Source organism: Campylobacter sp. IFREMER_LSEM_CL2151 (assembly GCF_025771725.1).
GTDB classification, from domain to species: Bacteria; Campylobacterota; Campylobacteria; order Campylobacterales; family Campylobacteraceae; genus Campylobacter_D; species Campylobacter_D lari_C.
Map to the genome: position 1 here is coordinate 124943 of NZ_JAKMQT010000003.1, position 22365 is coordinate 147307.

Genomic DNA, 22365 nt, shown 5'->3' on the forward strand with positions numbered 1-22365 from the left:
AATGGCAAAAACTAGAGTATATTCTAATGGATATTTTTATAATTTAAGTTATGAAATCATCAATCCAAAATGCGAAAAAACAATTCTTATTTTACACGGTTGGGGTGCTAATAAAGAGCTTATGAAACAAGCTTTTGAAAAGCCTTTGAATGATTTTAAGCAAATTTATTTAGATTTACCTGGTTTTGGAAATTCAAGCATAGACGCACCTATGGATTCTTATGCTTATGCAAAGGTTGTAGAAGATTTTTTAACTACGATAGAGCAAAAGGCAGATTATTTAATGGGGCATTCTTTTGGAGGAAAAGTTGCGACCATTATGTGTCAAAATGCTAATTTTCAAGGTTTGATTTTGCTTTCTAGTGCAGGCGTGGTTTTGCCAAAAAGCTTTAAAGTGAGGTTTAAAATAGCCTTGTTTAAAATTTTAAAAAATCTTCCTTATGGGGATTTTTGGAGGAAATTTTTTATTAGCAAAGACGCTCAAGGCATGAGTGAAGTGATGTATGAAACCTTTAAGAAGGTTGTTAATGAAAATTTAGAAAATGAATTTCAAAAGCTTAAAAACCCTATTTTGATTTTTTGGGGTAATGAAGATAAGGCTACGCCTTTAAAAAGTGGAGCGATTATCCATTCTTTGGCGCAAAAGGGAAATTTTTTTGCATTAGATGGGGATCATTTTTTCTTTTTAAAACATGCTGATTTTATAAATAAAAAAATACATGAGGAATTTTTAAAAAATGATTAGTATGATAGCTTTTTTAAGTTTGAATTTTTTACTTGGATTTTACCTGGTTTTAGCTTTGCAATGGTATTCTTATAAATTCTCACGCATAATTTTACATTTTGCTAAACCTTTGTGGCATTTATATTTTTTAATAATTCCTTATTTTGCTTTTGTATTTTCTTTGTATAGTGGAAATTTTTATTTATATTTTATAGTTTTTGCTTTGTCTTTGTTATATGGTGGATACTTGTATAAAAATTTAGATAAAAAGCTAGTTTTTACTGCTAGGATTAAGCGTTATTTTTTATTTTTATCGCTTTTTACTTTAGTATTTATGCCATTTTTTTGGATAGGTTTGGAAGCTTTAGTGGCTGCATTTTTATTAAGCTTTTTAGTAGAAAAAATAAACCAAAATACATTTATAAAAAAGGCAAATAAAAAAATTTGTGATAATCCAAATTTAAAAATTATTCTAATTACTGCAAGTTTTGGAAAAACAAGTATAAAAAATTTTTTATACGAACTTTTAAAAGATGAGTTTAAGTGTTATAAAACTCCAAGAAGTGTTAATACTTTTATGGGTATAGTAAAAGATATCAATGAAAATTTAGAAAATAATACTGAAATTTATATCGTAGAAGCTGGCGCAAGAGAGCAAAATGATATTTTAGAAATTGCAGAGTTTTTAAATCCTCAAATTTGCATAGTTGGTGAGATTGGTTTAGCGCATTTGGAGTATTTTAAAACTCAAGATAATATCCGCAGTGCTAAGTTACAAGCTTTAAAATCTAAGCGTTTGGAAAAATACTTTTTACACTCAAGCACTTTATATGAAAATGAATTTTATGATGATTGTTTAAGTGATGTTAGGGCAAGTTTAGAAGGTTTAGATTTTAAAGTAAGATTAGATGATAATATTTATGATTTTCATGCGAATTTATTGGGTGCTTTTAATGCTTATAATATTAGCGTGTGTATTTTACTTGCTCATTATTTAGGAATAAAAATAGAAAGTATTATAAAAAGTGTATCAAATTTAAAAGCAGTAGAGCATCGCTTGCAGGTGATTTCTAAAGAACCTAAATTTATCATAGATGATGGTTTTAATGGAAATTTTAAAGGTATGAGTCAAAGCTATGAGCTTTGCAAAAGTTATCAAGGAAGAAAAGTTTTGGTAACTCCTGGTATAGTTGAAGTTAATGAAGAAGAAAATATAAAATTATGTAAGATAATCAATGAATGTTTTGATTTTGTAATTATTACTTCAGAAGCTAATAGTGTGATTTTACAAAAACATATTACATTAGATTTTTATGTATTAAAAGAAAAATCTCAACTTGTGCAAACTTTATCAAAATTAACCCAAAATGGAGATTTGATTTTATTTTCTAATGATGCGCCAAGTTTCATGTAAAACCATTTAGCTTAAAAAGGCCAAATGGTTTCCATGAATTTTGTACCCCAAGGCTTACGCGTTGATTTATCTATATCACCTTCAGTTTTATAAAGAATTTTTGCATCAGCTATGTATTTACTATCTATCATATTATCTTGAGAAATATCATAAGGTCTTATAACCCCGCTTAGCTGAATGATTTGTTTTTCTCCATTGATTAAAAGCTCACGACTTCCTTCTATAAAATAATTTCCATTAGATAAAACTTTAATCACTCTAGCAGAAATAGTAGTTTGGAAATTTTCACTTCTAGTTTGGCTTCCTGTGCCTTGGTATTGTGAAGTGCTTGCTGTGGTATAGCCTATATTTGTATAATCATTGATAAAATCTCTAGCTTTGCTAAGTCCAGCACCAGTGGTTATTTGTCCTCCACCTAAATTAACATTATTATTTTTACTTGTAGCTTTAGAGCCTTGCGAGTTTTGTGTAGCATTTTCTCTAATGACTACAGTAACTAAATCATTTACATTCATTGCTTTTTTATCAGAAAATAAAGGATTATCTCCTTTACCAAACAGCGATCCAGGATTACTTTGGGTGTTATGATTTTGCTTTGGAGCTAATTCTTCTACATAAGTTGGAGGTTTCATGTTAATATGCGGATCGACTGTGGCGCTACAACCAAACATTACAAAAGGTAACAAGTAAAAATTAACATTTTTAAATTTCATAGCTTTATAACCTTATATTATTGTGATGAATTTTAAAATTATTATATTACAAAAAAACAATTATTTTGTTAAAAAAGAGGAAAAAATGAAATCCATGTTTTTATTAAATTGTGTTGATGAGAAATTTTTAACACAGTCTTTAGGAAAAGTTCAAGGTAAAATAGCTTTTTATTTTCCTGTTTTTTGTGAGAAAAATAAAGAAAAAATTGCTTTAATATGCTCAAAAAATAATACTAAACTAGAGTTTTTTAGTAGTTTTGAAAAAAATGATTATCAAAGCAAATTTACTCAAAATTCAAATGATTTTTTTAAAAAAATAATTCAAGATTATGAAAAATTAAAAAAAGAAAATGATTTTGTTATAGTGGTTGGAGTAGATGATTTTGGCTTGATGGGTGATTTGAGTTTAAATATAGCCTTAGCTAAAGAGCTAAATACTCCATTATATGCAAAAAGTCAAGATGAAAATCATACTATGTTAAATTTCTTACTAAGCCAAAAGCTTAGCGACTTTGTTTTATTAAAAGAAAATGAAGATTTTACTCAAGATTTATTACAAGAATATACCTATAAAACTCAGGCAAGATTTTCTTATGAGCTTTTTGAAAAAGCAAAAGCAGATAAAAAAATAGTGGTTTTACCTGAAAGTTTTGATGAAAGAGTATTAAAAGCTAGTGAGTTTTTAATGCAAAATGAGATTGTTGATTTGATTTTACTAGGCGATAGCAATGAAATTTGTGCTAAAGCTAATAGTTTAAGTATTAATATCGATGGTGTACGTATTATAAATCCTAAAAATTCTCAATATAATGAAGAATTTGAAGAGCTTTTGTATGAAGCTAGAAAAAGTAAAGGTATGAGTAAAGAAGAAGCTAAAAAGTTAGTGCAAGATAAAACATATTTTGCGACCTTGCTTGTACATACTCAAAAAGCGCATGCTATGGTAAGTGGAGCAAGTACAACTACTGCTGAAACTATTCGTCCTGCTTTGCAAATTATCAAAACAAAACCTGATGTGAGCTTAGTTTCTGGTATGTTTTTTATGTCTTTAGAAGATAAAGTTTTGGTTTTTGCTGATTGTGCTGTTATGCCAAATCCAACTCCTGAGCAACTTGCTGAAATTGCTTATGTGAGTGCAAATAGTGCTAAAGCTTTTGGACTTGATCCTAAAGTGGCTTTGCTTTCATATTCTAGTGGAGATAGTGGAAGCGGGGCTAGTGTAGATGTAATTAAAGAAGCTACTAAAATAGCTAAAGAAAAATATCCTCAACTTGAGCTAGAAGGTCCTATACAATTTGATGCAGCATATGATATGCTAACAGCAAAAAGTAAAATGCCAAATTCTAAAGTAGCAGGAAAGGCAAATGTATATGTATTTCCTGATTTGAATGCGGCAAATATTTGCTATAAAGCAGTGCAAAGAACAGCAAATTCTTTAGCTATTGGCCCAATTTTACAAGGTCTTAAAAAACCGATTAATGATTTAAGTAGAGGTTGTTTGGTAGAAGATATTGTTAATACTGTGATTTTAAGTGCTATTCAAGCGCAAGAATAAGGAGAAAAATGAAAATATTAGTTTTAAATTCAGGTTCATCTTCAATTAAATTTAAGCTTTTTGAAAAAGATGAAGCCCTAGCATCTGGTTTAGTGGAAAAAATAGGTGAGCAAAGCTCTAAAATAGAATTAAAAGATCTAAAAAATGGTCAAAAATACAAAAAAGAATTAGCGATTAAAGATCATGAGCAAGGTATTGAATTAGTAAATGAATTATTTGCTCAAAGTGGAATTTTACATGATTTAAATGAACTTGATGGATGCGGACATAGGATAGTTCATGGAGGCCCAAATTTAACCAAGCATTGTTTAGTGGATGATGAAATTTTAAAAGAAATTGATAGAGTTGCTCACATAGCACCTTTACATAATCCTGCACATTTAATAGGTATTAAAACTATGATAAAAGCCGCTCCAAAAGTTCCTAATGTGACAGTTTTTGACACAGCTTTTCATCAAAGTATGCCTGATTATGCTTATATGTATGCTTTACCTTATGAATTTTATGAAAAACACCAAGTAAGAAAATACGGCTTTCACGGTACATCACATTCTTATGTAAGCAAGCAAGCTGCACATATACTTGGTAAAGATATTAATGAATTTAATGCAATTAGCGCTCATCTTGGAAATGGTGCAAGTGTTTGTGCTATAGAAAATGGAAAATGCGTAGATACTTCTATGGGCTTTACACCGCTAGAAGGTTTGATCATGGGGACTAGATGTGGAGATATTGATCCTGCTGTATTGCCATTTTTAGCAAAAGAATTAAATTTAAACCCGTCTGATTTAGACACTATAATGAATAAAAAAAGTGGTGTTTATGGAATTTGTGGGTTTAATGATTTTAGAGATATTGAAGCTCAAATTGAACAAAATAACGAAAAAGCAAGACTTGCTCTTGATATGTTTTGTTATCGTTTGAGTAAATATATTGGCTCATATTTTGCGATTTTACCTAGAGTCGATGCGTTGATTTTTACAGCTGGTATAGGCGAAAATGATGATATTGTTAGAGCAAAAGTTTGTCAAAGACTAGCGCATTTAGGATTTGATATAGATTTAGATAAAAATGCACAGCTTAGAAATGGCGAGATTAGTAAAGAAGACTCTAAAATTAAAATTTTAATTGTTCCAACAGAAGAAGAATTAGAAATAGCTAAAATTACCACAGAACTTATTAAAAATAAATAAACCTTGAGTTTTAAAACTCAAGGTTTATTTTTAAAATGCAGGGACTACTGCACCTTGGTATTTTTCATTGATAAAATCTTTTACTTTTTGACTTTGTAAAGCCTTTACTAAAGCTTTGATTTTAGGATTGTCTTTATTATCTTGAGTGGTTACTAAGATATTTGCATAAGGACTTTCTTTACTTTCTATTAAAATAGAATCTTTTACAGGATTTAAATTTGCTGATAAAGCATAGTTTGAATTAATCACTGCAAAATCAACATCATCTAAAGCTCTTGGAAGTTGTGCTGCTTTTAATTCTTTAAATTTGATATTTTTTGGATTATCTTTAATATCAAGTGGAGTTTTTAATGCACTATTTTCAAAACTAACGAGCTTGGTACTAGCGATAATATCTAAAGCTCTGCTTTCATTTGTTGGATCATTTGGTACAGCTATGGTAGCATTTTGTGGAAGATCTTGGATGTTTTTATATTTTTTAGAATAAACTGCCATTGGTTCGATATGAACTTTTGCAACGCTAATTAATTTTGTGCCTTTATTGGCATTAAACTCATCCAAATAAGGCTGATGTTGGAAGAAATTTGCATCAAGTTCTTTGCTATCTGTGCTAAGATTTGGTAAAATATAGTCATTAAATTCTTTAATTTCCAATGTATAACCTTCTTTTTTTAATAAATCTTTAGTTTGTTCTAAAATTTCAGCGTGAGGAACAGGTGTCGCACCTACAGTAATAACTTCATTAGCAAATAAACTTGCACCTAAAATTGTGCTTGCGGCGAGCAATTTTAACAATTTCATTTTAACTCCTTTTTATAGTTTTTAATATGCTTGATTATATTGTAAAAATATTAATAAGATAGGAAAAGTTTTATTTTTGTTTGTTTTTGTATTCTTTGGCAAAATGTTTGAGTTCTTTTATAAAATCTACATAACCACCTTTGTGCCAATTTTTTTGAGCCTTAATAAGAGCTTGTCCGATTTTGTAAGAATAAGTATTTTGGTTTTTAATACCCTCGCTTTTATAATCATCATAGCTTGATAAAGGTGGAAGTTTAAGATAAGGTTTTGTTTTTAAATCTTTTTGATATTGCTTGGCAAGTTTTGTGTGTTTATAGTAAATCTTTAACAAAGTAAAAGGTAAAAAAGGAATTTTTTTCTTATTTTTAGTGCATTCTATAAAAGCATAGCCTAGTTTGTATGATAAATGATATCTTACTCTTGCTTTTGCTTGAGTATTAGTAGCTTTTATTCCATCTAAATATCTACTTCCTCCAAGTTTTAACCATTTTTTATAGTATTCTTGCCATTTAGGCCATGTTTGATTGCATAAAACATTGTTCCAAAAACGATTATTACTACCTTCTGCATGTGTTATAGAGGCTTTTTGTGATAAATTAGTTCTATAATCAATATTTCCATTATAAGTATCTTTTAAATCTTTTATTTTAAATTTGTGTTCTAGTGCTAGGAGTGTAAACAATCCTTGATCGTTTAAATTTTGAATGTTTTCATTTAAATGTTTATATATAAATTGATAGCATTTTAAAGGATTTGGTATAAGATCTGTAAAGACTAAAATTCCAGTTAAATACGTACGCTTTTGATGATACTCTTTTTTTGCAGGCAAGCTTTCAAGAAGCAAAGTTTTACCTAATCTTGCACCAAAATGATATTTTTTAGCTCTTAATTTGCTAAGTTCATCTATACTTTTTAAAAGTAAAACATCAAAATCAAGATAAATAATACTTTCGCATTCATCTAAAAACTTAAAAGCTTCAAATCTTGCAAAAGCCATATGCGTCCATCTCTTTAAGAAAAATAAATTATTAATATCATTTTGATTTTTACTAAGAGTGGCTAAAAAATCTTCTTGAGTAAAAGGAAGAAATTTAATTGTTTTATTTTTAACAATTTTTTGCATGATATTTTGATCATTCAAGCTAAAACCATCATGTAAAATGTAAAACACATCTACCTTCTCACCCATAACATCCATGATGTTAATGAGCAAGGTTCCTATGGTAAAGCTTGAATTTTTAGTCGCTGCTAGCAAAATACCAAGTTTATGTTTCATTGTTTATCTTTTGGTGATTTTATAAAGAATATTTCCTATAAATTGTATGATTTGAACCAAAACAATTAAAATCACAACGGTTTGAATCATAATATCAGTTCTAAAACGCTCATAACCATAGCGAATAGCTACATCGCCCAAACCACCACCACCAACAGTTCCTGCCATAGCGGAAAATCCTATTACGATGATTAAAATCAAAGTGATACCATTAATAATGCTTGGTAAAGCCTCGCTAAACATAACTTTAAAGATAATTTGTGCTTTGCTAGCTCCATAAGATCTTGCTGCTTCAATGATAGCAGGATCAATTTCTTTAAAAGCACTTTCAATCATTTTAGCTAAATAAGGCGCAATTCCTATAGTAAGTGGTACTATGGTAGCAGTTGTTCCTATACTAATACCAATGAGATATTTTGTAAAAGGGCTTAAAACTACAATGAGTACTAAAAATGGAAAGGATCTTAAAATATTGATAATAAAATCAAGCACACTGTAAATGCTTTTATTTTCCCATAAGCCACCTTTATCAGTAACAGTAAGCACAATTGCAGGGATAAGTGCGATTAAAAAGGCTAAAAAAGTGGCTGTAAAACTCATATAAAGAGTTTCTAATAATGCCGGATAAAGTATATTTTCAAAATTTTTTAAAATTGCTTCTAAATTCATTACACAAGCTCCCAAATAACGCCATTTTCTTGTAAATAATTTAAAACTCTTTCTTGATCTTTAGCTTCTATATTGATTACCAAATTTCCTAAAGCATTATTATTTAGCTTTTCTATTTTACCCCAAACTATATTAAAATCAATATTTAAACTTCTAGCCATATGAGTGATTATGCTTTGATTTGCTTTTTCTTTGCAAAAATATAAGCGCACATTGACTCCATTTTGTGGTAAAAAATCACTCTCCCCTAGAAATTCACGCATTTTTTCACTTGGCTTTAAGAATAAATCTTCAATTTTTCCTTGACCTATGATTTGTCCATGCTCTAATAATACAGCCTTTTGTGCTATTTGCTTTACTGCCTCCATTTCATGAGTTACTAATACTACGCTGATGTTAAATTCTTGATTGATTTTAGCAATAAGCTCTAAAATATTGTTTGTAGTATTTGGATCAAGTGCAGAAGTAGCTTCATCGCTTAGTAAAATTTTAGGATTTAAAGTAAGGGCTCTAGCTATGGCTACCCTTTGTTTTTGCCCACCACTTAGTTCATTTGGATAAGCTTTGCTTTTGGCTAAAAGCCCCACAAGATCTAAAAGCTCATTAACTCTTTTTTGAATTGTGCTTTTGTCAAAATTATGAATTTCTAAAGGCATAGCCACATTTTCAAATACACTTTTTCTACTCATAAGTGCAAAATGCTGAAAAATCATTCCTATATCTTTTCTAAATATTCTTAACTCTTTTTCTTTTAAGGTAGCTATTTCTTTACCAAAAACCTCTACGCTACCACTTTGATAATTTTCCAAACCATTAATACATCTTAGCAAAGTTGATTTTCCTGCCCCGCTGTGTCCAACAAGAGCATAAATTTCTCCTTCTTTAACTTCTAAAGAAACATCATTTATAACTAATTCTTTGCCATAATATTTTTTAAGATTTTGTATTTTTATCACTTATTAGCCTTCTAAATTAGAAATTTCATCATTGATTTTTTCAAGTTGAATTTTAATGCTTTCAAGTTGAGTTTTATTTTGCTCAACAACCGCAGCCGGTGCATTAGAAATAAATTTTTCATTTTTCATCATAGCATCTAGCTTGTTAAAATCTTTTTCAAGTTTTATTTTTTGACTATTAAGTCTATTTAAAACACCACTTAAATCAAGATCTTGAGTTGGTATAAATACTTCTAAATTCTCGCTTACATCTCTAATGGATTTTTCTAAATTTGTACTAATAAATTCGATGTTTTCACATTTTGCAAGTGTTGAGATGAAATTAGTGTAATTTTTTAACTCAGCCATTAAACTCTCATCGTTTAATTTTATACAAGCTTTTTGAATTTTTGCATTTGCAAGCTCTACTAGGGTTTTTGCACGACGTAAACTCACTATACTTTCTATAATGATATTAAATAATTTTTCTATTTTTTCATCTCTAGAATTAAATTTAGGATATCTTGAAATCATTATAGACTCATGAGTTTGGATAGAAGTTTTACTTAACTCATGGTATAAATACTCACTAATAAATGGCATAAAAGGATTTAAAAGCTTTAATGCTTCTTTAAAAATGCTTCCAAGCTCTTTTATGCTTGATTTTTCAGCCTTACTAAGCTCGATTCCCCAATCACAAAATTCATCCCAGAAAAATCTATACAAAGTATTTGCTGCATCATTAAAGCGGTAATTATCTAAATTTTCTCTTGTTTCTTTTACGCATACTTCAAAACGAGACAGCATGTATTTTGCCAAGTTGGTTTGAATTTTACTTTTATCTAAATCTTCAAATTTTTTTTCATTTAAAAGTAAAAATTTGCTTGCATTATAAAGCTTATTCGTAAAATTTCTAACTTGTATGAGTTTGTCATTGCTTAATTTTATATCTCTACCTTGGATAGCTAAAAGAGCAAGGGTAAAACGCAAGATATCAGCACTGTATTCATCCACGCTTTGCACAGGATCAATGACATTACCTAAAGACTTACTCATTTTTCTACCTTGCTCATCTTTAACCAAAGCATGTAAATATATATCTTTAAAAGGAAGCTCACCTAAAGCATTAGTACTTTGAAACATCATTCTAGCAACCCAGAAAAATAAAATATCAAAGCCGGTGATTAATAAAGAATTTGGATAGAAATCTTTTAAGTCATCTTCACGCCAAAGTGTGTTTTTACCCCAGTCTTTATTACCCCAACCTAAAGTACTCATAGCCCAAAGACCTGAAGAAAACCAAGTATCTAAAACATCAGGGTCTTGTTTGAAATTAGTGCTTTGGCATTTTGGACATTGACTTGGAGTTTCTTCGCTTGCCCATTCATGTGAGCATTTACAATAATACACAGGAATTTGATGACCCCACCAAAGTTGTCTTGAAATACACCAATCTTTTAAATCCCTCATCCAAGCATTAAAACTATTAATCCAATGTGCAGGGTAGAATTTGCTTCCACCAAGATTAACTTTTTCTATGCTTTCTTTTGCGATTTCATTTTTTACAAACCATTGTTTAGAAATGTAAGGTTCAACTACATTTTTACAACGATAACAATATCCTACTTGATTAGTATAATCTTCTATTTTTTCAACAAAACCTTTTTCTTGTAATTCTTTTATAATAACATCTCTTGCTTCTAATCTTTCTAAGCCTTTAAAATGCAAGCAATGTTCATTTAAAATACCTTTTTCATCAAAGATAGTAATAAATTCAAGTTGATGTCTTAAGCCTACTTCATAGTCATTATGATCATGTGCTGGGGTTACTTTCACAAAGCCTGTACCAAATTCCATATCTACATGCTCATCAGCAATAATAGGAATTTTTCTATCTATTAAAGGTAAAATGACATTTTTGCCTATTAAGTGTTTAAATCTTTCATCGTTTGGATTAACCATCACAGCGCTATCGCCAAAATAAGTTTCTGGCCTTGTGGTGGCTACTACGATGTATTCTTGAGAATTTTCTAAGAAATATTTTAAATAATATAATTTTCCTTTATTTTCTTTGTGTTCTACTTCTATATCACTTAATGCTCCATCATGAGTACACCAATTTACCATGTAATTTCCACGCACAATAAGCTTTTTGTCATAAAGATCTACAAAGGCTTTTTTTACTGCATTTACTAAACCTTCATCCATAGTAAAGCGCAAACGACTCCAAGCAGGAGTGATACCTAAAATTCGCATTTGCTTAACTATGGTACCACCGCTTTGTTCTTTCCACTCCCATACTTTTTTTATAAATTCCTCTCTACCAAGTTCTTCTTTTTTAATACCTTGAGCTAAAAGTTGTTTTTCTACAACATTTTGTGTTGCAATCCCTGCATGATCAAGCCCTGGTTGATAAAGAGTTTTATAACCATCCATTCTTTTATAACGCGTTGTGATATCTTGTAAAGTACAAGTTAGAGCATGACCTATGTGTAAAACGCCTGTTACATTAGGTGGAGGCATCATAATGCAAAAGTTTTTACCTTTTTCTTGAATTTTTTCATTACCATTGATTTCAAAATATCCGCGTTCTTCGCAAATTTTATAATATTCTTTTTCTAGTGATTTATCATACATAATTGCTACCTTGAGAATGAAAATAAATTGTTATGTTAGCTTAAAATTGTTAAAGAAGTTTTGAAATTTAGAAATTAGTTATAAAAAACTAATTTCTACTTTACGATTATTTTGTCTTTGAGAATCAGACTTATCTTTAGTAGGGTAGGTATCTTTTCCCAAAGATTCTATTTCTATAACCTCAGTAAAACTAAAGAAATGTTTGGCCACATTCATTGCTCTATTTAACCCTATCATATAGTTTGCAAAAGTGCTACCTCTATCGTCTGCATAACCTTGAATTTTAACTCTTTTGAGTATATCTTCTCTTGCTAGATTTTGATTGATTTTTTCAAGTAAATTTTCATTGCTATATTCGCTATACCCATTTCTTTCAAATAAAAATTTCAAATCAGAAATTTTAACATCTACATAATTGTATTTTTTCTTATTTTTAGCAAAAACAATATCTTTATTATATATGCTTAATTTCATATTATCATTTGATAACATATCGATAAAAATAGTTAAATTATAATCTTGGGAATTAACTTTAACAGGATTAATCATTTCTTTTAACATATCAATTCTATAATCACTTAAGCTTTTTCCATCTAATACATAAACTTTAACAAAATCATCACTCAAACTTGGCTCATATCTGCTAGTTTTGCCTTTTGCAATGTATTCTTGCATGGTATTTTTATATTTTGTTGTTTTTTCTTTTTTTATGCTTGTTTGTTTGTTGTTTTCAACGAGAACTTTGTGTTCTTCTTGGGTTGCTTTAGGTGTAATAGTTTCATTTTTAGAAACTTCAGCTATATTTGTTTGGGTTGTTGGTGCAACTTCTTGAGTGCTTGTATTTTCATCTATGATAGGATTATTTTGTACTGGAGTTTCTTCTTTTAAAGGCTCTTGAACTGTTTGTTGTGATTGATAAGTATTATCACTTATATTATTTCTTTCTTGGTTGTATTGAGTACTTGGCGGAGTGTAGCTTTGATAAGAACTACTTTTTTTATAATCATATACATAAGTATTTGAATCATCTTCAAAATACCACATATAAAAACCAATACTAGCGCCTATTAGCACCACAAAAGCTATACTAAAAGCAATAATACTTTTCATTTTTTATCCTTTGTGAAGTCCTTAAAAGGACTTTTGATTATTTATAATTTTTAATAGAATTTTCTAAAATTTCACTTGCTTTTTCAATGTCTGCAAATTCTTTTACTTTTACCCATTTGTTTGGTTCAAGCATTTTATATGTTTCAAAGAAATTTTTGATTTTATCTAAGCTCGCTTTTGGTAAATCATCTAAACTTTTAATATTATCATATCTTGGGTCAATTTTGCTTACAGGAACAGCTAGTAATTTTTCATCCATACCGCTTTCATCTTCCATTAATAATACCCCTATTAAACGACAAGGAATCACAGCTCCTGCTTGGATAGGGTATTCATTTAAAACCAAAACATCAATAGGATCGCCATCATCTGCAAGAGTATTTGGTATAAAACCATAGTTTGCTGGATAAAACATAGCTGAATACATCACACGATCAACCATGATGGCTCCGCTTTCTTTATCAAGCTCGTATTTGATGTTTGATCCATAAGGAATTTCAATAACTGCATTAAGTTTGTTTGGTACTTCTCCAACTTTGATTTTGCTAATATCCATTTTTTATCCTTTATTTTAATAAATCATTGATTAAATTTTTCATATCAGCTACGATAGCTTCAATACTTCTTTCACCATTGATTACATGGTGGATATTTTCTTTGGTATAAAAATTTGTTATTTCTTCTAAAGGCTCTAAATAAACTTTCATTCTATTATTGAAAACTTCTTCGTTATCATCAGCACCTCTAGCACGTCCTAAAACTCTTTCTCTAGCAACTTCTTCACTAACTTTAACTTCTATAACACCTTTTAAATTTACTTCATTTTGATTTTTTAATACCTTATCAAACTCAAGCATTTGTTCAATACTTCTTGGATAACCATCGATAAGTATCGTGTTGGTTGGTGCATTTTTTAAAGCAGTGATGATGGTATTTACAACTACATCTAGTGGAACTAAATTTCCTTTAGAAATAAAACTATCAATAGTCTTTCCAAGTTCGCTTCCACTAGCCACTTCTGCTCTTAGTAAATCACCTGTAGAATAATGAGTAATATTTGCATCATTTGTAGCTATAATGCTTGCATCAGTTGTTTTGCCACTACCTGGTGCGCCTATGATTAAAAATAATTGTTTCATTTAGTATTCTCCCTTAATCTTATACCTAATTCTCTCATTTGTTCATTACTTACTTCGCTTGGAGCTTGAGTCATAAGACATTGTGCTCTTTGTGTTTTAGGAAATGCTATAACTTCTCTAATGCTTGAAGATTTTGTTAAAAGCATGATAAGTCTATCAAGGCCTATTGCTATACCACCATGTGGTGGTGCTCCAAAGCTTAATGCATCAAGTAAGAAGCCAAATTTCTTTCTTTGTTCTTCTTCATTAATATTTAAAAGTTTAAAGACTTTTTGTTGGATAGGGCTTTTATGAATTCTTATACTACCACCACCTAATTCTACACCATTTAACACCACATCATGTGCAATAGAATTAATCTCTTCTAAATCTTGCTCATCAATATTTTTTGGCATAGTAAATGGATGGTGCATTGCAGAATAGCTTCCATCATCATTTTGTTCAAACATAGGAAAATCAATAACCCATAAAAATTCTAACTTATCCTCATCAATAATTTTCATTTCATCAGCAAGGAATAATCTAAATCTACCCATGTAATCAAGCACGGTTTTCTTAGCTCCTGCGCCAAAAAATACTACATCTCCAACTTCTAATTCGCATCTTTGAATTAAAGTATTCAAATCCTCTTCACTAAAGAATTTGCAAAGTGGACCCTTAGGACCATCTTCTTTCATTTGTATGAATGCAAGTCCTGCCGCTCCAAATTTGCGCACAAATTCTTCAAATCTTTGCATTTGACGTTTAGAAAAAATCGTATCACCTTTTGGAGCTCTTAAAGCTTTAATGCGATTTTTCTTTGTATCTTTTGCAATATTTGCAAAAATTTCGTTATTTGATTTTGCAAAAATATCAATTACATCAATAAATTTCATATCAAATCTTAAATCAGGCTTATCAGAACCATAATTTTCCATAGCTTCTTTGTAACTCATTTGTCTAAAAGGTATGCTAATTTCTTTTCCGCAAGCTTTGAAAATATCTTTGAGTAAATTTTCTGCCATAGCTATGATATCTTTTTGCTCACAAAAACTCATTTCTATATCTATTTGAGTAAATTCAGGTTGGCGATCTGCTCTTAAATCCTCATCTCTAAAGCATTTTGCAATTTGAAAATATCTATCAAATCCTGAACACATTAAAAGTTGTTTGAAAAGTTGAGGACTTTGAGGTAGGGCATAAAATTCGCCTTGATGTACGCGTGATGGTACCAAATAATCTCTTGCGCCTTCTGGAGTTGCTTTAGTTAAAATAGGAGTTTCAACCTCTAAAAATCCCATTTTTGCTAAAGAATTTCTTGTTGCTATACAAGCAGTTGATCTTAGAGCAAAATTATCATAAAGTTTTTTACTTCTTAAATCTAAAAATCTATATTTTAATCTTAATTCTTCATTCACGCTTTCATCGCCTATAGCAAAAGGTATTACAGCGCTTTCATTTTCAATAGTAAGTTTGCTTATAACAACTTCTATTTCCCCGGTTTTTAATTTTGGATTTACAAGTCCTTCACCGCGTGGGCGAATTTTTCCTTGTGCTATTAAAACATATTCATTTCTTACTGATGAAGCTATATTGTGTGCTTCTTGATTATCTGCAGGATCGCATACTAACTGTATAAGTCCGCTACGATCTCTAAGATCGATAAAAATTACACCTCCATGATCACGGTAAGAATTTACCCAACCACATAATGTTACTTCCGCGCCAACATTTTGTATGTTAAGCTCTGTATTGTAATGAGTTCTCAAAATTTTTCCTTAGCTTAATTTTGTTCAATTTTGTTATTATAGTATTTTATTCTTTTGCTTAGCTAAGTTTTGTTATAATTTTTTTATGAAAAAAAATATAAATATAGAGAAAATTCAAAAAATAGGCTTATTTTGTAGGTTAAATACAAATTTAAATGAGCAAATTGCTTTTTTAAAAACAATTTTTTTGCAAAAAAATATAGAGCTTGTATTATTAGAACAAGAAAAAATTAATTTAAAAGATTTACAAAAATTAGATTTTTTGATTTCTTTAGGTGGGGATGGTACGCTTTTGTCTTTATGTAGGCAAGCTTATCAGGCTAAAAAGCCTATTTTGGGGATAAATGCAGGAAATTTAGGTTTTTTAACAGCCCTTTCTTTTAATGAGATAGAAAGTTTTTTTGAAGATTTTTTTAAAAGTGATTTTAAAATAGAAAAAGCCAAAATGCTTCAAATTACCTTGTATAAAAAAAATAAAATCATTAAAAAATTTGCTTTTAATGACGCAGTTTTTTCGCGTGATAATGCTTTAATGGCAAATGTGGAAGTTTTTTTTGAAAATAAACTTTTTAATGCTTATTATGGAGATGGTTTAATCATAGCTAGTTCAAGTGGTTCAACTGCTTATAATATTAGCGCAGGTGGGCCTATAGTTCATCCTTGGAGTGAAATTTTTGTTTTAACTCCAGTTTGTTCTCATTCTTTAACCCAAAGGCCTATAGTTTTACCTTATGGCTTTGAGCTTGAATTAAAAGTTGAGCATTGTTTGTTGTATTTAGATGGGCAAGAAGTGATTGATCCTAAAGAATATGATAGAATTCTTATAGGACTTAGTAAAAAAGAACTTAGTTTTATACATAAAAAAGATAGAGATTATTTCCAAGTTTTAAAAGAAAAGTTAAATTGGGGTAAGTGATGATAGAGAGTATTTTAATTAAAGAAAATTTAGGTTTTAAACAAGCAAAATTAGACTTAGAAGCGGGACTTACTGTCTTTACTGGCTTAAGTGGTGCTGGAAAATCGGTGCTTTTTAAGGCTATTTTGGCAGCTTTTGCTCTAAGTGAGAGTGAAGCCAAAATGGTAGAAATTTTGTTAAATGATGAACTTGAATTAGATGAGTTTGGTATCGAAAATGAAGAATTAAATGTATTTAAACTTTTAAAAGATAAAAGCTCGCGTTATTTTATCAATAATCAACTTATTTCAAAAAAGAATTTAGCCTTGCTTTCTAAGAAATTTGTAAAATATCTTTCAGCTAAGGAAAATAATGAGTTCTCAAATGAAAGATTTTTAAACTTACTTGATTTTATGCAATCAAAAGAGGATAAGAAATTTCAAGATTTTTTAAATGAATATAAAAATATTTATAAAGAATATATGGAAAATAAAACTAAATTAGAAAAAATTCAAGAAGAAGAAAAAAAAGTAGAAGAATTAAAAGAATTTACGAGCTTTGAAATACAAAAAATTCAAAGTATTAACCCAAAAATTGGCGAATTTGATGAGTTGATGAGTTTAAAAAAAAGACTTTCTAAAAAAGACAAAATTGACGCTGCTTGGAATAGGGCAAGCAGAATTTTTGAATTAGAATCAGCAGTGATTGAAGCTTTGCAAATTAGTGATGTTGATAGTTCATTTTTTTCAGAGTGTTTAAATGAATTAAGGGCAGTGTGGGAAAATCAAAGCTTTGATGATTTTGATTTTGATATAGAAGAAGTGCTTGATAGGATAGAAAAACTTTCTTCTTTGATTTCAAAATACGGAAGTATAGAAGAAGCTTTAGAAGCTTTAGAGAAGAAAAAAGCAGAATTAGCTCATTATGAAAATTTAAGTTTTGAAAAAAAAGAATTAGAAGAAAAAGTGCAAAATGCCAAAATGCTTTTAGATGAGAAAAGTCAAAAATTAAGTACTTTGCGTAAAAAAAGATTAAAAGAGCTTGAAAAATTACTGAATTTTTATCTTGAAAAACTTTATATGAAAGAAGTTGAATTAGAGCTTAAAGATTGTGCTTTAAGTATTTTAGGTAAAGATGAAGTGAGTTTAAATATCAATGAAGCTAGTTTAAAAAATTTAAGTTCAGGTGAGATAAACCGTCTAAGACTTTCTTTTATTGCAACAGAATGCAATGTTACTAATAAAGCTAGTGGTATAATATTTTTAGATGAAATTGATGCAAATTTAAGTGGTAAAGAAGCAATGAGTATAGCTGAAGTTTTAAAAGAGCTTGCTAAGTTTTATCAAATTTTTGCAATTTCACATTTACCACAGCTTTCATCAAAAGCAAGCAATCATTTTTTAGTAGAAAAAATAGGAAATGAAAGTAGGGTAAGAAAAATAGAAAAAGAAGAAAGAGTAAGAGAGCTTGCTAGAATGGTAAGTGGGGAAAATATTACCCAAGAAGCTTTAGAATTTACTAGAACTTTACTTTAAAAATAAAAAGTAAATTTTCTATATGGTATAATAATAGTTTTAAATTACAAAGAGAGTTGGCTATGGAAGAAAAAATTTTAATTATTGATGATAATAAAATGCTTACAAAGCTTTTGGCAAAAAAAGTAGAAAATACTTTAGGTTTAAAAGTAGATGTTGCTTTTGATATGAATAGTGCTAAAGAATTAGTGAAAAATAATTATTTTATGGCTTTTGTAGATCTTTGTTTGCCAGATGCTCCTAATGGAGAAGTGGTGGATGTAATTTTAGAAAAAAATATTCCTGCTATAGTGCTTACAGGAAGTAGTGATGGTCAAACGCGTAAGAAATTTATGGAAAAAGATATTATAGGTTATATACAAAAAGATAGTGAAAGCTGTATTGATGAAATGTTAAACTCTATTAGAATGCTTCAAAAAAATAATAAAACTAAAATTATTCTAGCAATCGCAAATGTAACTTTACGTGCAGAAATGAAAAAAAATCTTAATAATCAACTTTTTAATGTCTTAGCAGCAGCACATGGAGAAGAAGCGCTAAATTATCTAAGTGATAATCCTGATACAAAATTAGTAATTTGTGATGCAACTATGCCTGTAATTAATGGGGAAGATTTGCTTGTAGAAATTCGCTCAAAATACTCTAAAATAGAGCTTGGTGTGATTATGGTTGGAGATAAAGATGATGCGCTAGAGGCAAGAGCTTTTAGAAAGGGTGTAAATGATTATGTGATTAGACCTTTCCAAAAAGAATCACTTAATTGTAGAGTGAATAATTGCTTAGATTATATGCAAAAATGTGTTTTACTTGATGAGTATAGTTTGGGTAAAGATTTGCTAACAGGACTTGATGATTATGCAAATTTTGAAAAAAGATTTTTAGATTATTTAGAAGATATGCAAGAAAATGAAGAAATGGCTTTGGCATTAATTGATATAGACAATCTTGCAACAATTAATTATGAGTTAAGTTATGATTGTGGCGATGGAGTAATAAAACACACAGCTAAAAAAATCAAAGATCAAATTCGCGGTATGGACTTAGCAACCAGAATTGAAGATGGTAAATTTTACGTACTTTTAAAAAATACAGATAATAAAGAAGCGTTGAAAGCTTTTTCAAATATAAGAGTAAATATTGCTAAAGAAAGTGTTTTAATAGCTTTAGATGAGGTTGATTATAGTGTTTCTGTGGGAGTTGCTTTTGGAGTTAAAACAAGTCAAATGCAAGATTTACTTAATAATGCTCAAAAAGCACTAGATTTAGCTAAGTCTAATGGTAAAAATAGGGTAGAGGTATGTTTTTAGATTGTGATTTTAGTGAAAAAATCATAGATACGCATTGTCATCTAGATAGCCAAGTTTATTTTGGATATTTAGATGAAATGTTAAGCCATGCCTTTGCTAATGGAGTAGATAAAATCATCATACCTGGTGCGGATATAAAAGATTTGCCAAGAGCAAGAGAAATTGCACATGATTATGAAAATGTGTATTTTTCTTGTGGGGTGCATCCTTATGATATAGATGATTTTGATTTAGATATTTTAAAAGAATTTATAAATGATAAAAAATGCGTTGCAGTGGGCGAGTGTGGGCTTGATTATTATCGCTTAAGGGCTGATGAGGATGAAATAAAAGCAAAGCAAAAAGAAGTTTTTATAGCTCAAATTCAACTAGCTATTGAATACAAAAAGCCTTTGATTGTGCATGTGCGTGAGGCTAATGAAGATAGTTTTAATATTTTAAAAACATATGCAAAAGATTTGCAAGGTGGTGTTTTGCATTGTTTTAATGCTAGTGAGCTTTTACTTCAGCTAGCAGATGATGGTTTTTATTTTGGTATAGGTGGGGTTTTAACTTTTAAAAATGCAAAAAAACTAGTAGAAGTTTTACCTAAAATTCCAAAAGATAAGCTTGTTTTAGAAACAGATGGACCTTATTTAACCCCAGAACCACATCGTGGCAAGGTAAATGATCCTATTTTGACGCATTTTGTAGCTCAAAAAATGGCTGAGTTTTTAAATTTATCTAAAAATGAAATAATAAAACTTACTAATTTTAACGCTAATCGTTTGTTTTTCCAAGGTTTATAATGAAAAAAAGCTTTTTGTTTTTTATTTTAGTATTATTATGTTTAAATGCTAAGGCCTTGCAATTTACTCCAGAGCATTACACGCAACAAGCACAAATCTTAAGAAATTTAGATATAGAAGCAAGTTATCTTAGTGATATGATTTTTTTAGAATTTAAAGAATCTTCTATGGATATGCATTCTAAAACTTTAGTAGATACGATGAGGGAATTTTATAAAATCACTCCGATTATCCGCAAAATATTAGAAAAAGAAAATATTCCTCAAGAATTTTTATACTTAGCGATTGTAGAATCTGGTTTAAAAATTCATAGTATTTCAAGAACTAAAGCAGTAGGTGTTTGGCAATTTATGAAACCAACGGCACAAACTTTGGGTTTAAGGATAGATCCTTATGTAGATGAGAGAAAAGATTTAGTAAAATCAACTTATGCAGCTATTACTTATTTAAAACAATTAAAAGAGCAGTTTGGAAAATGGTACTTGGCTATTTTAGCTTATAATTGTGGTGATGGTAAATTACGTCAAGCTATAAAAAAAGCAAAAAGTGATGATTTAAGGGTTTTGCTTGATCCTGATAAAAAATACTTACCATTAGAAACTAGAATTTTTATTAGAAAAATTCTTACTATGGCATTTTTGGCTAATAATAATGATTTTTTAATTTCACAAGATAGCGCCTTGCTTAATTACGCCCTATCAAGTGAAGTTAAAAAAATCTCAGTTCCCCCAAGTGTTTCTTTAAGAGAGCTTGCTAAAGTAGCTAAAATGTCTTATAATGAATTTAAACGTTATAATCCACATTTTAATTATGACTTTACTCCACCTGATAAAAAAGATTATTACATGTATATTCCTTTAAGTAAAAGCGTGGCGGTAGAAAAGGCATTAGAGAATGTAAAATTAGCTAAGGTGGATACAACTATTCCACATACAAAAATTTATATAGTAAAAGAGGGTGATAGTCTTTATACTATTGCAAGAAAACACAAAATAAGTGTTGAAAGCATTAAAGAATATAATAAAATCAAAGGAAATTTAATCAATATCAATCAAAAACTTGTGTTAAAAATTAAGGAGAATAATAATGCAAAAATCAAAACAACTCAAAAAATATCAAAAAACTCTCATACAAAAGTCGTTAGTCGTTAGTTGTGTAGGCGTTTTATTTAGTGCTTGTAGTATGGTACCCATTAGCACGCCTACTGTGTATTACCCAGAAAGAGATTTTAAAAGTATAAAGCATAATAATACAAGCTTAAAAGGCACTATGAAACCTTACACTATTAATGGTAAAACTTATTATCCAACAGTAGTAGAAGTAGGTGAGACTGCTGATGGTATAGCTAGTTGGTATGGACCAGGTTTTCATGGTAAAAAAACTTCTAATGGTGAAACTTATGATCAACACGCATATACCGCAGCTCATAAAACTTTACCTATGAATACCATAGTAAAAGTAACTAATTTAAAAAATCATCGTCAAACTACTGTTAGGATTAACGATAGGGGACCTTTTGTAGCAGGTAGGATTATAGATTTATCTAATATGGCTGCAAGAGATATAGATATGATTCAAGCAGGAACAGCTCCTGTAAGACTTGAAGTGATTGGCTTTGGAACAAGTGCAAGTTCGGGTTCGGTGCATACTAATTCTAATTTAGGCAGCAGTGGAGAGATTGCTGATAGTGGTCATATTTTCCAAGGTGGATCTTTTATGGTGCAAATTGGAGCATTTAGAAATAAAAGTGGTGCAGAGCTAATAGCAAGTAGATATAAAAATTATAATTCTTACACTTCAACTATACAAACAAGTGCTAAAGATGGCTTACATAGAGTATTTTTAAAAGGTTTTAGAAGTGAGCAAGAAGCAAGAGATTTTGTTGATAGCGGATCTTTCCCAGGTGCGTTTATAGTAAGAGAGTAA

General features: G+C 29.5%; 19 protein-coding genes and 1 pseudogene. 10 read left to right on the forward strand and 10 right to left on the reverse strand.

Features of this window, described 5'->3' with window-relative positions:
* The first annotated feature begins 1 nt into the window (after position 1).
* Positions 2-745 carry an alpha/beta fold hydrolase gene (locus L8V82_RS03585; RefSeq protein WP_263724042.1) on the forward strand — a complete coding sequence of 248 codons (744 nt, stop codon included), beginning with the start codon at positions 2-4 and terminating at the stop codon, positions 743-745.
* Complete coding sequence (locus L8V82_RS03590) at positions 738-2138, forward strand: Mur ligase family protein (RefSeq protein WP_263724043.1); 1401 nt, start codon at positions 738-740, stop codon at positions 2136-2138. The genes L8V82_RS03585 and L8V82_RS03590 overlap by 8 nt, the downstream gene beginning before the upstream one ends.
* 11 nt (positions 2139-2149) lie before the next feature.
* Here L8V82_RS03590 and flgH read toward each other — a convergent pair whose 3' ends face one another.
* Positions 2150-2851, reverse strand: coding sequence for a flagellar basal body L-ring protein FlgH (flgH, locus tag L8V82_RS03595; protein WP_039618049.1), 702 nt, complete (start codon positions 2849-2851; stop codon positions 2150-2152).
* A gap of 85 nt (positions 2852-2936) precedes the next feature.
* Here flgH and pta point away from each other — a divergent pair, with 85 nt between their 5' ends.
* Both pta and L8V82_RS03605 read left to right on the forward strand, forming a co-directional pair.
* Complete coding sequence (gene pta, locus L8V82_RS03600) at positions 2937-4406, forward strand: phosphate acetyltransferase (RefSeq protein ID WP_318529669.1); 1470 nt, start codon at positions 2937-2939, stop codon at positions 4404-4406.
* Between the two features lie 8 nt (positions 4407-4414).
* Complete coding sequence (locus L8V82_RS03605) at positions 4415-5599, forward strand: acetate kinase (protein WP_263724044.1); 1185 nt, start codon at positions 4415-4417, stop codon at positions 5597-5599.
* A 30-nt stretch (positions 5600-5629) separates the two neighbouring features.
* Here L8V82_RS03605 and L8V82_RS03610 read toward each other — a convergent pair whose 3' ends face one another.
* The 9 genes and pseudogenes from L8V82_RS03610 to aspS form a co-directional block, all read right to left on the reverse strand.
* Positions 5630-6400, reverse strand: coding sequence for a MetQ/NlpA family ABC transporter substrate-binding protein (locus tag L8V82_RS03610; RefSeq protein WP_263724045.1), 771 nt, complete (start codon positions 6398-6400; stop codon positions 5630-5632).
* Positions 6401-6470: 70 nt separating this feature from the next.
* Entirely contained in the window at positions 6471-7676 is a 1206-nt protein-coding gene (locus L8V82_RS03615) for a glycosyltransferase (protein ID WP_263724046.1), read from the reverse strand.
* Between the two features lie 9 nt (positions 7677-7685).
* Positions 7686-8342: pseudogene (locus tag L8V82_RS03620) on the reverse strand (methionine ABC transporter permease); the annotation flags it as partial.
* Positions 8343-8344: 2 nt separating this feature from the next.
* Positions 8345-9301 (reverse strand): methionine ABC transporter ATP-binding protein, encoded by a 957-nt coding sequence (locus L8V82_RS03625; RefSeq protein ID WP_263724047.1) that lies wholly within the window; start codon positions 9299-9301, stop codon positions 8345-8347.
* 3 nt (positions 9302-9304) lie between these two features.
* Positions 9305-11917, reverse strand: a complete 2613-nt coding sequence (locus tag L8V82_RS03630) for a valine--tRNA ligase (RefSeq protein ID WP_263724048.1) — start codon at positions 11915-11917, stop codon at positions 9305-9307.
* 78 nt (positions 11918-11995) lie between these two features.
* Positions 11996-13027, reverse strand: a complete 1032-nt coding sequence (locus L8V82_RS03635; RefSeq protein WP_263724049.1) for a hypothetical protein — start codon at positions 13025-13027, stop codon at positions 11996-11998.
* A gap of 37 nt (positions 13028-13064) precedes the next feature.
* Positions 13065-13583 (reverse strand): inorganic diphosphatase, encoded by a 519-nt coding sequence (ppa, locus tag L8V82_RS03640; RefSeq protein ID WP_263683166.1) that lies wholly within the window; start codon positions 13581-13583, stop codon positions 13065-13067.
* 10 nt (positions 13584-13593) lie between these two features.
* The gene (locus tag L8V82_RS03645; protein WP_263724050.1) at positions 13594-14166 is read right to left on the reverse strand and encodes an adenylate kinase; all 573 of its coding nucleotides are present in this window, start codon (positions 14164-14166) and stop codon (positions 13594-13596) included.
* Positions 14163-15914, reverse strand: coding sequence for an aspartate--tRNA ligase (aspS, locus tag L8V82_RS03650; protein WP_263724051.1), 1752 nt, complete (start codon positions 15912-15914; stop codon positions 14163-14165). The genes L8V82_RS03645 and aspS overlap by 4 nt, the downstream gene beginning before the upstream one ends.
* Before the next feature lie 85 nt (positions 15915-15999).
* Between aspS and L8V82_RS03655 the strand changes: the two genes are divergently transcribed.
* The 6 genes from L8V82_RS03655 to L8V82_RS03680 all read left to right on the forward strand — a co-directional run bounded on the left by L8V82_RS03655 (position 16000) and on the right by L8V82_RS03680 (position 22365).
* Positions 16000-16830 (forward strand): NAD(+)/NADH kinase, encoded by an 831-nt coding sequence (locus tag L8V82_RS03655; RefSeq protein WP_263724052.1) that lies wholly within the window; start codon positions 16000-16002, stop codon positions 16828-16830.
* Positions 16830-18344, forward strand: coding sequence for an AAA family ATPase (locus L8V82_RS03660; protein WP_263724053.1), 1515 nt, complete (start codon positions 16830-16832; stop codon positions 18342-18344). The genes L8V82_RS03655 and L8V82_RS03660 overlap by 1 nt, the downstream gene beginning before the upstream one ends.
* Before the next feature lie 62 nt (positions 18345-18406).
* Positions 18407-19651 carry a diguanylate cyclase gene (locus tag L8V82_RS03665; protein WP_263724054.1) on the forward strand — a complete coding sequence of 415 codons (1245 nt, stop codon included), beginning with the start codon at positions 18407-18409 and terminating at the stop codon, positions 19649-19651.
* Positions 19642-20439, forward strand: coding sequence for a TatD family hydrolase (locus L8V82_RS03670; protein WP_263724055.1), 798 nt, complete (start codon positions 19642-19644; stop codon positions 20437-20439). The genes L8V82_RS03665 and L8V82_RS03670 overlap by 10 nt, the downstream gene beginning before the upstream one ends.
* On the forward strand, positions 20439-21590 hold the full coding sequence (locus tag L8V82_RS03675; RefSeq protein ID WP_263724056.1) for a lytic transglycosylase domain-containing protein: 1152 nt from the start codon (positions 20439-20441) through the stop codon (positions 21588-21590). The genes L8V82_RS03670 and L8V82_RS03675 overlap by 1 nt, the downstream gene beginning before the upstream one ends.
* Entirely contained in the window at positions 21526-22365 is an 840-nt protein-coding gene (locus tag L8V82_RS03680; RefSeq protein ID WP_039618075.1) for a septal ring lytic transglycosylase RlpA family protein, read from the forward strand. Before L8V82_RS03675 ends, L8V82_RS03680 begins: the two co-directional genes overlap by 65 nt.

Excerpts from the sequence above, each read along its gene's own strand:
- L8V82_RS03680 (WP_039618075.1), top strand. The coding sequence starts at position 21,526 with ATGCAAAAATCAAAACAACTCAAAAAATATCAAAAAACTCTCATACAA.
- L8V82_RS03665 (WP_263724054.1), top strand. The coding sequence starts at position 18,407 with ATGGAAGAAAAAATTTTAATTATTGATGATAATAAAATGCTTACAAAG.
- L8V82_RS03660 (WP_263724053.1), top strand. The coding sequence starts at position 16,830 with ATGATAGAGAGTATTTTAATTAAAGAAAATTTAGGTTTTAAACAAGCA.
- L8V82_RS03635 (WP_263724049.1), bottom strand. The coding sequence starts at position 13,027 with ATGAAAAGTATTATTGCTTTTAGTATAGCTTTTGTGGTGCTAATAGGC.
- L8V82_RS03655 (WP_263724052.1), top strand. The coding sequence starts at position 16,000 with ATGAAAAAAAATATAAATATAGAGAAAATTCAAAAAATAGGCTTATTT.
- L8V82_RS03585 (WP_263724042.1), top strand. The coding sequence starts at position 2 with ATGGCAAAAACTAGAGTATATTCTAATGGATATTTTTATAATTTAAGT.
- L8V82_RS03670 (WP_263724055.1), top strand. The coding sequence starts at position 19,642 with ATGTTTTTAGATTGTGATTTTAGTGAAAAAATCATAGATACGCATTGT.
- L8V82_RS03590 (WP_263724043.1), top strand. The coding sequence starts at position 738 with ATGATTAGTATGATAGCTTTTTTAAGTTTGAATTTTTTACTTGGATTT.
- L8V82_RS03615 (WP_263724046.1), bottom strand. The coding sequence starts at position 7,676 with ATGAAACATAAACTTGGTATTTTGCTAGCAGCGACTAAAAATTCAAGC.
- pta (WP_318529669.1), top strand. The coding sequence starts at position 2,937 with ATGAAATCCATGTTTTTATTAAATTGTGTTGATGAGAAATTTTTAACA.
- L8V82_RS03675 (WP_263724056.1), top strand. The coding sequence starts at position 20,439 with ATGAAAAAAAGCTTTTTGTTTTTTATTTTAGTATTATTATGTTTAAAT.
- flgH (WP_039618049.1), bottom strand. The coding sequence starts at position 2,851 with ATGAAATTTAAAAATGTTAATTTTTACTTGTTACCTTTTGTAATGTTT.
- L8V82_RS03645 (WP_263724050.1), bottom strand. The coding sequence starts at position 14,166 with ATGAAACAATTATTTTTAATCATAGGCGCACCAGGTAGTGGCAAAACA.
- L8V82_RS03605 (WP_263724044.1), top strand. The coding sequence starts at position 4,415 with ATGAAAATATTAGTTTTAAATTCAGGTTCATCTTCAATTAAATTTAAG.
- L8V82_RS03610 (WP_263724045.1), bottom strand. The coding sequence starts at position 6,400 with ATGAAATTGTTAAAATTGCTCGCCGCAAGCACAATTTTAGGTGCAAGT.
- ppa (WP_263683166.1), bottom strand. The coding sequence starts at position 13,583 with ATGGATATTAGCAAAATCAAAGTTGGAGAAGTACCAAACAAACTTAAT.
- L8V82_RS03630 (WP_263724048.1), bottom strand. The coding sequence starts at position 11,917 with ATGTATGATAAATCACTAGAAAAAGAATATTATAAAATTTGCGAAGAA.